Genomic DNA, 14,062 nt, shown 5'->3' with positions numbered 1-14,062 from the left:
TGGCCTGTCGTGTCATGGGTTTGCGGTCCTCCCCCTTCCCCCCGTCAGCCGGCGAGCCCCTACCCCCTCCGCAGTGCGCGGAGGGAATAGCGGTTCCGTATCCCGTCCCCCACCCCGCCAAGATATGCGGACCACCCTCCCCTCTAAGGGGTGGCGGTCCGGGGAGGGGGATTGCCCGCGTGCAGTCGGGCAATCCGGGGAGGAATTTCAGGACTTGCCCGACCGGCGCGAAGGCCGGTCAGAACTTGCCCGATCGGCCGCGGGCCGATCAGAACTTGTAGGTCAGGCCCAGATAATAATCGCGGCCGTAGCGCTGATAGTCGATGACCTGGCGCTTATCGCCATTCTGATAGGTGACGAAGGGCTGGTCGGTGAGGTTCTTGCCCTGCAGCAGGATCGACAGGCCGGTGAGCGGCCCCGACTGGAATTCATAGCCGATCTGCGCGTCGAGAATGCCCTCTGCCTTGGCGGTGCGGAAGGTCGGCGCGGCCGAGAGGCCGGCCACTTCGCCCAGGAAAGAGGAGCGATAGCGATAGGAGACGCGCGCCTGGAAACCGCTCTTTTCATAATAGGCCGTGCCGCTGGCGACCCATTTGGAGAGGCCCGGCAGGGTGACGACATCGGTCGGGTTGCTGCCATATTTGACTTCGCTGTGGGTGTAGGACCCGCTGGCGAAGATGCCGAAGCCGTCCAACGTTTCGCTGAACACCTTGAACGGCAGTGAGACGGTGCCTTCCGCCCCCATGATCGTGCCCTTGCCGGTGTTGGCCGGAGCCTTCAGCAGACCGATATAGCTGCCGTCGGCGATGATCTGGTTGCGGATGTCGGCAGGCAGCGAGGCCAGCACGTCCGAGAAATCATAGGCGATATTGTTGTTGGGATCGACGAAGTCGGTCAGATTCTTGAAATAGCCCGCGAGCGAGACATAGCCGCCGCCCGGAAAATATTTCTCGATCGACAGGTCGATATTGGTCGACTGATAGGGACGCAGCGCGATGTTGCCGCCGTTCGAGCTGAACGGGCTGTACTGCGGGTCGGAGCCGAGGCCGACATTGGCCAGGTTGAAATTATATTCCTGGTTGATCCGTTCCTGGTCCATGCGCGGACGCACCATGGTCTGGGCCGCGCCCATCTTCACGAAGAAGCCGGGTTCCAGCTCGACCGAGAACTGCGCGCTGGGCAGGAAATTGGTGAAGCTTTCCTTGCCCGAGGCTGGGACGACGGTGACAACGCCGTTGGAGAAGTTGGAGATGGTGCCGGTCGACGCCTGGCGGGTGTGGATCACCTGCACGCCGATCGCGCCTTTCAGCGGCTTGCCGCCCAGATCGCCATCCAGCGTCATCTTCGCATAGCCGGTGAAGACATCTTCCTTCACGACATTGTCGCGCACCAGCGACGAGGGACGATTGTCGAACACGGCGTCGAGCGTGTTGTTGTAGAGATAGAGCGGATCGAGCGTCAGCATCGCCGGCACGCCCAGATAGTCGAGCGAGACATTCTTGCCGAGCAGTGCTTCCTGCGGCACCGGCGCCGAGCCTGGCGTGCCATTGGCGATGGTGCAGTCCGTGCCGCCGGTGGGGCAGAGGAAATAGCTGGTATAGGCGCTGGTCTTCTTGCGCCGGCTGTAATTGCCGCCGACTTCCCAGTTGCTGAAGATGCTGCCCGAAATGTCGCCGACCAGGTTGGCGCGGAACGACTTCATGTCGTCGATGAACTTGGGCCGGTTGAGGAAGCCCGCCTGCACGACGGCGGTGGTGCCGTTATAGCCCCAGCCATTGGGGTCGGTCAGGCTGATGACGTTGGTGTCGGTATAGTCGAGCGTCGGCACGATGCTGAACAGGCCGTTCGACTGGCGCTCCACACGCACCGTGTCGGACACGCCCGACCGCAGATAGCCGGTGCCCGAATAGGTTTCGAGCAGGAAGTCGGTGCGCTTGGCGCGCGACCAGCTGGCATCGACATTGAGCTTGAGGCGATCGTTCAGGCGGATGTCATTGTTCCAGCCGAGCGAGATGGTGTCGGCCTTGCGCTTGTTATAATCGTTGCGCTGGACGCCATATACGTTGGAGAAGGTGGCGCCGGTGACGAAGCCATTTTCGACCGTCACGTCGCTGACGCCGACGTCGGTACCCCAGACGAGCGGGAATTCGATGCCGCGCAGGCGCTGTTCTTCCTCGAAATGCGAGGCGAGCACGTCGAAGGTCGAGTGGAAATTGTCGCTCGGCTGCCATTCCAGCGTGCCGACCATGCCATAGCGCTTGAGCAGGTTCGACTGCACATAGGGCTTGGCGCCGCCGATGATCAGATTGCCGTCGGCATCGGTGGGATAGCCCCAGGCGTTGAAGCGCTCATTCTGCGACGGGGTCTGCGAGGCGGCGAAGCCCAGCGACAGGCCCAGCGTGTCGTCGGCGAACTGATCGACATAGGTGGCCGAGGCGCGATAGCCATAGCGTTCGCCATCGGGATTGAGCTTGTCCATGCCGTTCATCTGGCCGCGCAGCGACACGGCGAGGATGCGGTCATTCTTGTCGAGCGGACGCAGCATGCGCAGGTCGACCGTGCCGGAGATGCCGGCGGCGATCAGCGCGGCGTCGGCGCTCTTGTAGACATTGACGTTCTGGAAGAATTCCGAGGGATACTGGTCATATTCGACGCCGCGATTGTCGCCGACAGTGACCTGTTCGCGGCCGTTGAGCAGCGTGGTCGAGAAGTCCGGGCCAAGGCCACGGATCGACAGGCGCTGGTCGCGGCCTTCGAGGCGCTGGGCGGTGACGCCGGGCAGACGGGCGAGCGAGTCCGCGATCGACACGTCGGGCAGCTTGCCGACATCTTCGGCCGAGATGGAATCGACGATCAGCACGGAATCGCGCTTCACCTTGGCGGCGGAGGCGAGCGAGGCGCGGATGCCGGTGACGACGATGCCTTCGGATTCGCCGGCGGCGGGTGCGGCGGGCGTCGCGGTTTCGGCGTCGGTCTGCGCATGGGCGACCGCGGCGAACGAGAAGGAAGCCCCTGCCAGCAGCGCAGCGCGCAGGACGGTATGACGGAATTGATGCATGACAGTGATCCTCCCCAGGACGCATCTTGAGCGTTTCTTGCCGACATGTGTCGGTCTGGTTCAAATAGCGCCGCCCCCGACCCTCTGCACAGATTCCAGCATACGTATTCAGCCATATTCACGACATGCCCGGTTACCGTAGGGGAAATGGCCGAAATAGCGGGTTCAGCCGTGCGATAGAGCCGATGGCATGGGCGCGGCCGCCGACAAAAATATACGGCTGATGCTTGAAAGGGACGCGCGCTTTCCTAGATTGGTCCTGTCACTCTTCCCCCCTTTGGAGTGACACCTCCCTGAACCTGGCCCCGTCGTCGAGCTTGCTCCGGCGGGGTTTTCTTTTGCCCGCCAGAGCCGGTCAGGACGCGGGCAGGAAGCCGGCCCGTTGCAGCCGGGCGACCGAATCGCGCGCGACGGGGACGCTGAGCCCGCCATCCAGGGTGATGAGCCAGCTGCGCCCGGCGGGATCGCAGCGCAGGATGGCGCGATGGGCGATCCACCAGCTGCGATGCACCTGCGCGCCGGCCACCCCCTCCATCTCCGCAATCGCGTCGCGCAACCGCATCAGCAGCAATTCGCTGCCGCCCGCGCCATGGACGCGGACATAATGATCCTCGCTCTGCAGCGCCAGGATCGGCCCGGCAAAGCCGGCCGACAGGCGATGGCGCAGGGCGGGGTCTGCGGGGGATGTGGCGGCGGCGCCTTCGGGGTGCGGGGCATCGGCCACTGGGCCGAACAGACCGACCGGCGGCAGGATGCCCCGCTGGGCCAGCCGCCGGTCGGTCTGTTCGGCCCAGTGGGTGACGACCAGCACGGTGAGCGCGCAGAGGAAGGAAAAGGGCAGCAGGCCGGTAAAGCCGTCCAGGTCGCGAAAGGCGGTGCGGCCGACATTGCGCCAGAGGAAGGCCAGCGGCACGACGCAGAGCGACACGCCGGAAAAGACGGTGATCGATACCGACAGGTCGATCCGCCGGGCCAGGCCGCGCAGCAGCCAGATCGCCGGCCGAACGAGGATATAGGCCCCCATCAGCAGCAGCCACCAATGGCCGATCCGCCCCGGCAGCCCGTCGCGCATATAGGTGCCGAACGGCCCCATGAAGCCGATGATGCCGGCCAGCAGCAGCATCGCCCACAGCTCCAGCAAGATGCGTCGGTTGAAAATCGGCTCTTCCCCTCTCCGCCCGCTTGTCGTCCTGCCCGTTCGCGAAGCGCCGGCTGGAAAATGCCCGGCTTTGCTGGACATTGGCAAGCCCTCTTTCCGCGTAACGGATTGCCGCTTGCCGGCCGGCGGGCAGGTGCCATCAGCAGGGTGGACGGCCGCCCAGCGCCCCTGGGCCAAGGCCGAGACGAGGAGAGAATCTGGTGACCATGCCCCCTTCCCGCCGGCTGCCGATATTGGCCATGCTGCCCGTCCTGATCGGCGGGCTGGCGCTGGATGGCGGCCCGACCCTGGCGCGGCCCAGGCCGGATGGCGCGCTGTTCGGCCAACCGGTGATCCGCACCCTGACATTGCCGGCCGACATGCGGCCGCAAAGCGCCACCTACACGCCGTCGGGCCGGATATTGCTGACCTATGCCCGGCCGGGCGAGAGCGATCCGCGGCAGATCAACCTCGCCATCATGGACGATGATGGCAGTCATATCCGACCGATCTTCAGTGGAACGATTCCCGCCCGGCCGAAGGATAATGGCATCCGCTACATGGTGTTTGCCGACAATAAGCGCATCTTCCTGGGCGATTTCGTGATCGAATGCCCGACCAGCCTGGACGATTGCACGCAGGCGCAACTGGTGCCGGTCACCTATCCGCCGCAGGTGGCCGATGGCGCGCATATCTGGCATCGCTGGTCGGAAATGGTGGTGGCGCCGGACAATCGCCATATCGCCTGGACGACCTTGCTCGCCAATTATTCCGCCGCGGTGCTGACCGGCGAACTGACGCGCGGCCCGGATGGCTATGTCGTCACCCGGCCGCAGATCATCAGCAGCAGCGATCCTTTTCGCCCCGATCCGGCCCATGCCGATGGCGTCATCCCGTCGCCGATCCGCGGTGGCGAGGTGAAGCAGTTCGTCCATGGCGGCAGCGCCCTGTCGCTGGTCGGCGCGGTGAAGCGCGACTTACCCGATTCGGTGGTGATGGACCTGGCGAGCGGCAAGGTGACGCCGATCACCGACACGCCGGGCTATACCGAAACGACGATCTTCTCGCCGGACGAGCGGTTGGGCATGGTGATGACCACCCGCTTTTCGCAGACCGACCCGGCGATATTGGGGCTGATGCCCCGCCCCTATCCCGACAGCCTGAACATGGGGCTGAGCATGTTCGCCTATACTTATGCCGTCACCGGCGTGCGCACGGCGCGGCCAGGCAATGTCGGGCCGGCGCTGATCGACATCGCCCGGTCGCAGCGCGAAGATGGCTATCTGGGCGCGAACCTCAGCAGCCAGGCCGACTGGGTGTTTCATTCGCCCATGTCCTGGCATCCCGACAGCCGCCGGGCGACCTGGATCGAGGGGCTGCGCGGCAGCGAGACCAAGCGGGTCCAGATCGTCACCCTGCCCGGATACAAGGCCGGGCCGGCGGTCGCCCCGCGCGCCGTGCCCGACAGCCTGCCCTATGGCGATACCGACCTGTCCACCCTGTCGGCGCTGGCGGGCAAGAGCCAGAATATCGACGTGAAGGTCTATGGCCGGCGGTCAGGCCATATCCTCTATCGGCGCACGAGCGGCGCCATCGAGAAAATCTATGTCGATTTCAGCGACGACGGAAAGCAGGTCTATAGCGGGCGCGAGACGACGCAGATCAACATGCGCGGCCAGTCCAGCTACGAAGCGGACATCCGCCTGACCGGTCCCAAGCCCGGCATCATGAAGCTGCAGATGACGTTCGGACCGCTGGGCGGCCCCAAGCCTGCCGCGATCGACTTCACGCCCCAAGCCGATGGCCAGCCGCGCAGCCGAGGCTTTGCCGAATATGGCGGCCAGCGCCTGAGCGTGGACCGGCTGGCGCCGTGAAGAGCGGCCGGACGATCAGGCCATGGCGCTGATCGTCCGGCGGAAGCGGGTGAGTGCGATCAGGAAGAAGGCGATGCCGATCGCGGCGGTGGCGGCGAATTGCGGCCAGACGACGCCGATGCCGGCGCCCCGGAACAGGATCGCCTGACCCAGTTCGACGAAATGGGTGGTCGGCGCGAACAGCATCACATCCTGCACCAGCTTGGGCATGGATTCGCGCGGGGTGGTGCCGCCCGACAGCATCTGCAGCGGCAGCAGGACGAGGATCATCAGCATGCCGAATTGCGGCATGTTGCGTGCCAGCGTCGCGAGGAAAATGCCCATCGAGGTTGTGGAGAACAGCACCAGCGCAGCGCCCGCGAAGAAGAGCGCCAGCGATCCGGCGACGGGCACGTGCATCAGCCCCTGCACCACCAGGTTGATCGACAGGGACGAAGCGAGCAGCACGACCAGGCCCATCGACCAGACCTTTGACAGCATGATCTCGAACGGGGTGACCGGCATCACCAGCAGATGCTCGATCGTGCCATGTTCCCGCTCGCGGATCAGCGCCGCGCCGGTGAGGATGATCGACAGCATCGCGATCTGGTTGATGATCTGTGCCAGCGCACCGAACCAGGTATGGTTGAGCGTCGGGTTGAAGCGCGCCCGCACCGCCAGGTCGACCTTGGGCACGCTGTTGGCGCGATAGCGGTTGACGAATTCATTCACCTCGGCGGTCGCGATCTGCTGGACATAGCTGCTGCCCGAGAAAGCCTGGCTCATGCGCGTGGCGTCGGTGTTGAGCTGGATTTCCGCCGTCCGGCCGGCCAGCACGTCGCGCTGGAAGCCATGGGGTATGTGCAGGACGAAGGTGAAGTCGCCCGCGTCCATGCCCGGATCGATCTGCGCCGGCGCAATCATCCGGGGCAGCGTGAATTGCGGCGGATAGAAAGCGGCGACGATCCGCTGCGACAGGGGCGATTCATCCTCATCGACGATTGCGATGGCTGCATTGTGCAGCGTTTCCGGCTTGGAATTGGCCGAGGTATAGATGGAGACGGTGAAGACGAACAGGATTAGCACCAGCATGATCGGGTCGCGCCACAGGCTCCACAGCTCCTTCACGCCCAGCCGGTAGATGTTGGAAATCGTCGCAAGCATGGGCGTCAGGCCTCCTGCTTCTTGAGCAGCATGATCGCGATGCCGACGATCAGCGGCGCGGAAATGGCGAGCGGCAGGAAGGAGCCGGCCAGGTCCGAAAAGCCCAGCGCCTTGGCAAAGACGCCGCGGCTGATGGTGAACATGTGGCTGGCGGGATAGATGTCGCCGATGATCCGCGCGCTGCCCTCCATCGAGGAGACGGGGTCGGTCATACCGCCATAGGTGGTGGCCGGGATCATCGTGCCGATCATCGCCAGGAACATCGCGGCGATCTGGCTGCGCGTCACGGCCGAGGCGAGCAGGCCCATGCCGGTCGCGGTGACGCAATAGATGGCGGCGGCCAACAGCAGGGTCGGGAAGCTGCCCTTCACCGGCACACCGAAGATGAAGATCGCCATCAGCACCATCAGCAGGAAGTTGACAAGCGCCAGCACGACATAGGGAAGCTGCTTGCCGAGCAGGAATTCGCTGCGGCTGACCGGCGTCACATAGAGGTTGATGATCGACCCGATCTCCTTTTCGCGCACCACCGCCAGCGCGGTCAGCATCGCCGGCAGCATCAGCAGCAGCAGCGGGATGACGATCGGCACCATCGCCGGCAGGCTCTGCACATCGGGATTGTAGCGATAGCGGTTCTCGATCGAGAAGCTGCTGCCGGCCGCGCTGCCGCGCGCGGCCGCCTGCTGGCTCAGCCAATGCTGGTGCAGCCCCTGGATATAGCCCTGCACGGTTTCAGCGCGCTGCGGATTGGCGCCGTCGAACCAGGCGCCGACCGTGACCTGTCGCCCGGCCGCGATATCCCGGCCAAAGCCCGGCGGAATCTCGATCACCAGCGCCAGTTCGCCATCCTTCATGCGCCGGTCGAGATCGTCATAATCGCGGATCGGCGCATGTTCGACGAAATAGGAGGAGCCGGAAATGTCGAGCGCATAATTCTGGCTGAGGATGCTGTTGTCGCGGTCCAGCACGGCATAGTTCAGCTCGTTGATGTCGGTGGTCATGCCGAAGCCGATCACCAGCATCAGGATCAGCGAACCGATCAGCGCGAGGGTCGCACGGACCGGATCGCGCTGCAGTTCCAGCGTCTCGCGCCAGGCATAGGTGAGCGCACGTTGCGGGCTGAAGCCGCGCCTGATCGTGCCATGTTCCGCCTGCGCCATGTCCTTGAGCGCGCTTTCCTCGTCGGGCGGGCGGGTGTCGCCGCCGGCATCGACCAGATAGCCGATGAAGGCCTGTTCCAGATCGGGCGCGCCGCGCTTCTCGATCAGGCGCGCTGGCGCATCGCTGTCCAGTACATGGCCCGCATGCATCATCGACATGCGATCGCAGCGCATCGCCTCGTTCATGAAATGGGTGGAGATGAAGATCGTGACCTTGTCGCGGCGCGACAGCTCCGCCAGCAATCGCCAGAAGCCGTCGCGCGCCACCGGATCGACGCCGGAGGTCGGCTCGTCCAGGATCAGCAGTTCCGGCTTGTGGACCATCGCCACCGCAAGGCTGAGGCGCTGGCGGATGCCGAGCGGCAGGCTGTCGGGCAGTTCCTCCATCACCGGGCCAAGATCGAACCGATCGGCCATTTCCGCGACGCGGGCGGGAATATCCTCGCGCGGGACATGGAAGAGATGGGCGTGGAATTCCAGATTCTGGCGGACGGTGAGTTCTGTGTAGAGCGAGAAGGCCTGGCTCATATAGCCGACCCGCTTGCGCGTGGACATGTCGTCCGGGTCCACTGCATTGCCGAACAGCCAGGCCTTGCCCTCGGTCGCGGGCAAGAGGCCGGTCAGCATCTTCATGGTGGTCGACTTGCCGCAGCCGTTGGACCCCAGAAAGCCGAATATCTCGCCCCGGCGAATGCGGAAGCTGACATGGTCGACCGCGGTGAAATCGCCAAAGCGCATGGTCAGGCCCTGCGCCTCGATCGCGATGTCATCCTCGCTGGCTTCGAGCGGCGGGATGATGACCGGCTCATGGCCGCGCTTCTTCTCCTCGGGCAACAGCGCGATGAAGGCTTCCTCCAGCGAACTGGTGCCGGTGCGCGCGAAAATCTCGGCCGGGGTGCCGGTGTCGAGGATCTGCCCGTCATCCATCGCCACCAGCCAGTCGAAACGCTGCGCCTCGTCCATGTAAGCGGTGGCGACGATGACGCTCATCTGCGCCTGGGTCTGGCGGATGTCGTTGATGAGATCCCAGAATTGGGCGCGGGCCAGCGGATCGACGCCGGTGGTCGGTTCGTCCAGGATCAACAGGTCGGGATCATGGATCAGCGCGCAGCACAGGCCGAGCTTCTGCTTCATGCCGCCCGACAGCTTGCCCGCCGGCCGGGCAAGGAACGGGTCGAGACCGGTCGCGCGGGTGAGCGCATCGATCCGCCGTCGCCGCTCCGCCCCGTCATGGCCGAACAGGCGGCCGAAAAACTGCAGATTCTCCTCGACCGACAGGGTGGGATAGAGATTCTTGCCCAGCCCCTGCGGCATATAGGCGATGCGCGGGCACACATCGCTGCGATGGCGCTTGTCGCGCATGTCGCCGCCCAGCACATGGACATCGCCATCCTGGATGACATGGGCACCGGCGACGAGGGAGAGCAGGCTGGACTTGCCCACGCCATCGGGTCCGATCAGGCCGATCATCCGCCCACCCGGTATGTCGAGATCGATGCCGCGCAGCGCCTGCGTCTTGCCATAATGGAGGCGGACGCCGGACAGGCGGACGACCGGATCGACCGTTGGCGCGCCGATGGGGGCGGGCTGGTTCACTGGACCGCCCGCGATCCTTCGGGAAGGGTGCGGACCGCAAGCGAGGCGGGCCAGGCAATGCCTGGATCGATCCGGACATAGGCCATGCCGGGCAGGCCGGTCTTCACCTGGGCGATATGCTTGCGCAGCAGCGCCGGATCGATCCGGGCCTTGACCCGAAACATCATCTTCTCGCGCTCGCTCTGGGTTTCCACCGTCTTGGGCGTGAACTGGGCGACGTCGGCGACGAAGCTGATCCGCGCCGGGATTGGATAGTCGGGAATGGCATCGAGCACGATCCGCGCCTCGCTGCCGATGGCGACACGGCCGGCGGCGGTGGCGGGCAGGAAGAAGCTGATCGTCACGTCGGACAGGTCGACCAGGCTCAGCACCCGGCCACCGGCCGTCACCACCTCGCCGGGCTGGGCGACGCGATACTGGACGCGGCCGTCGCGTGGCGCGCGCAGGCTGCTGTCGTTGATGTCCGCCTCGATCCGCTGGATGGTGGCGCGGCCGGCCTCCACGCGCGATCGCGATCCGATCACCTGATTGCGGGCATTGGTGATGGCGACCTCGGCCGAGGCGAGCTGGGCACGGGCCGCCTCCACGGCAGCGGCGGCGCCTTCGGTCTGGGCGGCGTCGTCATCGCGTTCCTGCACCGCGGTCGCGCCTTCGCGGGCCAGGGTTTCGGACCGGGCAAGGCGCTTGCGCGAGGCGTTGAGTTCGGCGATGCGCTGGCGCACCACGGCCTGGGCGGCGGCCTTCTCGCTCTCGCGCTGGGCGACCTGGGTCTGGGCGACAAGGACGGCATTCTGCGCCTCTGCCAGTTGCGCAACGGCCTCGGTCCGCTGTGCGTCCAGCACGTCGACATCCATATGGGCAACGATCTCGCCGGCCTTCACCAGCTGCCCCTCATCCGCGACGATATCCTTGATCCGCCCGGCGGATTTGGAGGCGACGTCGATCTCGGTCGCTTCCAGCCGGCCATTGCCGCCGACAATGCCTTCGGGCAGGCCGGCCGGCTTCAGCAACGTCCAGAGCAGGAAGGCGATGCCGGCCACCGCCGCCACGATCAGCCCCCTGACGATCCAGCGCTTGTTCATGCTCATGGTTCCCCCTGGTTCCCGGACGGGGCGGCCGCGATGCCGCGATTGACCACAAAGCCGCCGCCCAGGGCGGCATAGAGGCTGACGATGCTGGAGAGTTCCCCCCGGCGAAGCTGGACCAGCGCCTGTTCCGCATCGAACAGGTCGCGCTGGGCATCGAGCACTTCGAGATAGGTGGAGCGGCCATTGTCGAACCGCAACTGGGCGAGGCGCGCCCGTTCCCGCTGGGCATCGACCAGCTGGCGCGTGGTGCCGATCTGCAGGGCGATCTGGCGCCGCCGGACCAGCGCGTCGGACACGTCGCGAAAGGCCGACTGGATCGTCTTTTCATAAGTAGCGACGGCCTCGTCCCGGCGCGCCTGCGCCACGTCCAAATTGCCCTTCAGCCGGCCGGCGTTGAACAGGGGCAGTCGGATCGTCGGCGAAAAGCTCCACACCTCGCTATTGCCGCCGAACAGGCCGTCGAGGTCCGGGCTGGTCGTGCCATAGGCGCCGGTCAGGCTGATATTGGGGAAGAAGGCGGCGCGGGCGGCACCGATATTGGCATTGGCGGCGCGCAGCTGATGCTCGGCCGCGACGATGTCGGGCCGGTTGGTGAGCAGTTCGGACGGCAGGCCGGCGGGCACCTGATAATCGCCGCCCGGCCCGGCCAGCCGCAGCGATCCGGGCGCGATCTCCACCGGCTGGCCGACCAGCAGCGCCAGCGCGTTGCGATTGACCGCGCGGTCGAGGTTCAGCACATGCATGGTGGTGTCCGCCTGCGCCAGCAGCACCTGGGACTGGGCCAGGTCCAGCTTCGACCCCGACCCCACCTCATAGCGGCGGCGCATGATGCGCAGCGTTTCCTGCCGGGTGGTGATCGACTGCTGGGTAAGGGCGGCGCGCTCCTCATATTCGCGCTCCAGCAGATAGCCGAGCGCAACCTGCGCGATCAGGTCGGTCGCGACCGCCCGGCGCGATTCCTCGGACGCCAGAAACTGTTCGCGGGCGGCCTCCTTCAGATTGCGCAGCCGGCCCCAGAAATCGATTTCCCAGCTGGCGCTGAGTTGGGCGGTGATCGATTTCACGTCGACGATCTGGTCGCCGATCACCGGCAGGCTGTAGAAGGCCTGACCGCGCGTGCCCGTCGCCACCGCATCGAGCTGGGGATAGAGCGAGGCACCCTCGATCCGCCAGGCGCCGCGCGCCTGCGCCACGCGGGCGGCAGCGATGCGAATGTCGCGATTATTGGCCAGCGCCTGGGCGACCAGCCTGCGCAATTCGGGATCGGGAAAAACCTGCTCCCAGTCGCGCCCGGCCAGCGAAGCCCCGGCCGGCGTCGCGACGGCATAGCTGTCGGGCACCGGCAGGGATGGCTGGACATAATCGGGTGCAAAGGAACAACCAGCCAAGTAAAGAGCCAGAAACATCGCCAAAGCTTCAGGGAAAACCCTCCCCAACGAGCCATGATCTATCGCAAAATCGGAATTGCCAAGCGACACCAAGCACCCCTTTTCGAGCAACATGGACCCCTATTCAATCGATATAGCATCGACCGATTTCATCTATTCTCGATTTTGTGAGACATGATGTTTCAAAACACCACAAAGACTCACGAACAACTTATGCCTTTAATATATTTGTGTTTATCTACCACAACCAGTATCGTCAATCGCACCTGACCTGACCGCTCGCGCCGTTGCGAGGGGCGCAACGCGACAAGGGACGCAGGATGATCCGCAACCGCCGCGCGCAACCACGACACTTGCCCGCCCCCTGGTCGAGCCTGGCATGGCTGCTGGCTGTCCTGTCGCCTTCTTTTGCGACAAGCGCCCTGGCCGGGGAACCCGTAGAAACCCTGATAGGGCGGATCGCCCTGCCCGATGACCAGAATATGGCGAGCGTGGAACTGCGCTTCCTCAACATGGGCACGGCGCCCGCCGCCATGCCGCTGCCCGACCGGGTCGAGGCGCTGGTGGAACAGGATGGCGCCACACGCCGGCTGTGGCTGCGCCGGGCGCCGGGCGTGCCGGAGACGGTGGAGATTGCGCCGGGCGGCTTTGCCCAGGCGCGCTATCAACTGGCCGCGAGCGACATGGCCGAGGGGGCATTGCTGTCGATCCCGGCCTGGAATTCGCCGCAGGTGGCGCTGCATGGCGCGGCTGCCTCGCGGATGGCGGCCGCTTCGCCGGTGCCTGTTCCACCACCGCCGCCGCCACCCGGAACCCCGGTGCCGCCGCCGGTCGCGCCGCCCGCCGATCGGAGCGCGGGCAATGCCTTCATCGGCAATCTGGCGCCCTATGAGCCGATCTACGCAGTCTATGGCCCCGGCACCAATACCGATGCCCGGTTGCAGTTGAGCTTCGAATATCGACTGTTCGGGTCGCGCGATGCCGCGCATTTGCCCAGTTCGTGGCGGGACGGCCTGCATTTCGCCTATACCCAGCGCATGTTCTGGGATCTGGGCGCCAATTCCATGCCCTTCCGCAACATCGATTATCAGCCCGAGATCATCTATGTGACGCCGACCCGGATGCTGAAAAACGGCATGTCGCTGGCGCTGCAGGGCGGGCTTCGGCACGAATCCAACGGCCGGGACGGCGATGCGTCGCGCAGCATCAACAGCGTCTATGTCGCGCCGATGGCGGCCTTCTCGCTGGGCGAGGAACGGCGGCTGCTGGTAGCACCGCGCCTGACCTTCTATGTCGGCGACAAGTCGGACAATCCCGATATCGTCCGCTATCGCGGCCATGCCGGCCTGTTCCTGCAGGTCGGCGATGATGACGGGCTGCGCCTGTCGACCAACAGCCGGTTCAATTTCGGATCGGGCAAGGGCGCGATCAACGCCGACCTATCCTATCCGCTGCCGCGCCTGCTGGGCGGCGGCCCCGATCTCTATTTGTTCGCTCAGGGATTTGCCGGATATGGCGAGAACCTGTTGGACTATAATCGTTCCATAACAAGATTGCGGATCGGCTTCGCGCTGGTGCGCTGACCGCCGGGTGGCTTGCCCCCGGCCGCTCGACGCG

At 65.3% G+C, this 14,062-nt stretch carries 8 protein-coding genes; 2 read left to right on the top strand and 6 right to left on the bottom strand.

The annotated features are described in order from the left end of the window. Window positions 1-268: 268 nt before the first annotated feature. Window positions 269-3,058: a TonB-dependent receptor gene (locus tag BRX37_RS02705; RefSeq protein WP_010338929.1), complete on the bottom strand. Its 2,790-nt coding sequence runs from the start codon at window positions 3,056-3,058 to the stop codon at window positions 269-271. Between the two features lie 355 nt (window positions 3,059-3,413). After that, window positions 3,414-4,181 (bottom strand): LytTR family DNA-binding domain-containing protein, encoded by a 768-nt coding sequence (locus tag BRX37_RS02700; RefSeq protein WP_125985413.1) that lies wholly within the window; start codon window positions 4,179-4,181, stop codon window positions 3,414-3,416. 242 nt (window positions 4,182-4,423) lie between these two features. Between BRX37_RS02700 and BRX37_RS02695 the strand changes: the two genes are divergently transcribed. Beyond that, on the top strand, window positions 4,424-6,070 hold the full coding sequence (locus BRX37_RS02695) for a hypothetical protein (protein ID WP_318276573.1): 1,647 nt from the start codon (window positions 4,424-4,426) through the stop codon (window positions 6,068-6,070). Between the two features lie 15 nt (window positions 6,071-6,085). Here the strand turns inward: BRX37_RS02695 and BRX37_RS02690 are convergent, their stop codons facing one another. From BRX37_RS02690 to BRX37_RS02675, 4 genes are read right to left on the bottom strand one after another with little or no spacing between them, the layout of a single operon-like run. Beyond that, window positions 6,086-7,213 carry an ABC transporter permease gene (locus BRX37_RS02690; RefSeq protein ID WP_017500701.1) on the bottom strand — a complete coding sequence of 376 codons (1,128 nt, stop codon included), beginning with the start codon at window positions 7,211-7,213 and terminating at the stop codon, window positions 6,086-6,088. A 5-nt stretch (window positions 7,214-7,218) separates the two neighbouring features. Next, entirely contained in the window at window positions 7,219-9,969 is a 2,751-nt protein-coding gene (gene rbbA / locus BRX37_RS02685; RefSeq protein WP_318276572.1) for a ribosome-associated ATPase/putative transporter RbbA, read from the bottom strand. Then, window positions 9,966-11,057: an HlyD family secretion protein gene (locus BRX37_RS02680; protein ID WP_125985411.1), complete on the bottom strand. Its 1,092-nt coding sequence runs from the start codon at window positions 11,055-11,057 to the stop codon at window positions 9,966-9,968. Before BRX37_RS02680 ends, rbbA begins: the two co-directional genes overlap by 4 nt. After that, window positions 11,054-12,463 carry an efflux transporter outer membrane subunit gene (locus BRX37_RS02675; RefSeq protein WP_125985410.1) on the bottom strand — a complete coding sequence of 470 codons (1,410 nt, stop codon included), beginning with the start codon at window positions 12,461-12,463 and terminating at the stop codon, window positions 11,054-11,056. Before BRX37_RS02675 ends, BRX37_RS02680 begins: the two co-directional genes overlap by 4 nt. A 302-nt stretch (window positions 12,464-12,765) precedes the next feature. On the opposite strand from BRX37_RS02675, the gene BRX37_RS02670 reads away from it, so the two are divergent. Further along, window positions 12,766-14,028, top strand: a complete 1,263-nt coding sequence (locus tag BRX37_RS02670) for a phospholipase A (RefSeq protein ID WP_125985409.1) — start codon at window positions 12,766-12,768, stop codon at window positions 14,026-14,028. The last annotated feature ends 34 nt before the right edge of the window (window positions 14,029-14,062 follow it).

It is taken from the genome of Sphingomonas sp. S-NIH.Pt3_0716 (genome assembly GCF_003950715.1).
Lineage (GTDB): Bacteria > Pseudomonadota > Alphaproteobacteria > Sphingomonadales > Sphingomonadaceae > Sphingobium > Sphingobium yanoikuyae_A.
This window is presented reverse-complemented; position numbering and strand designations above follow the sequence as displayed.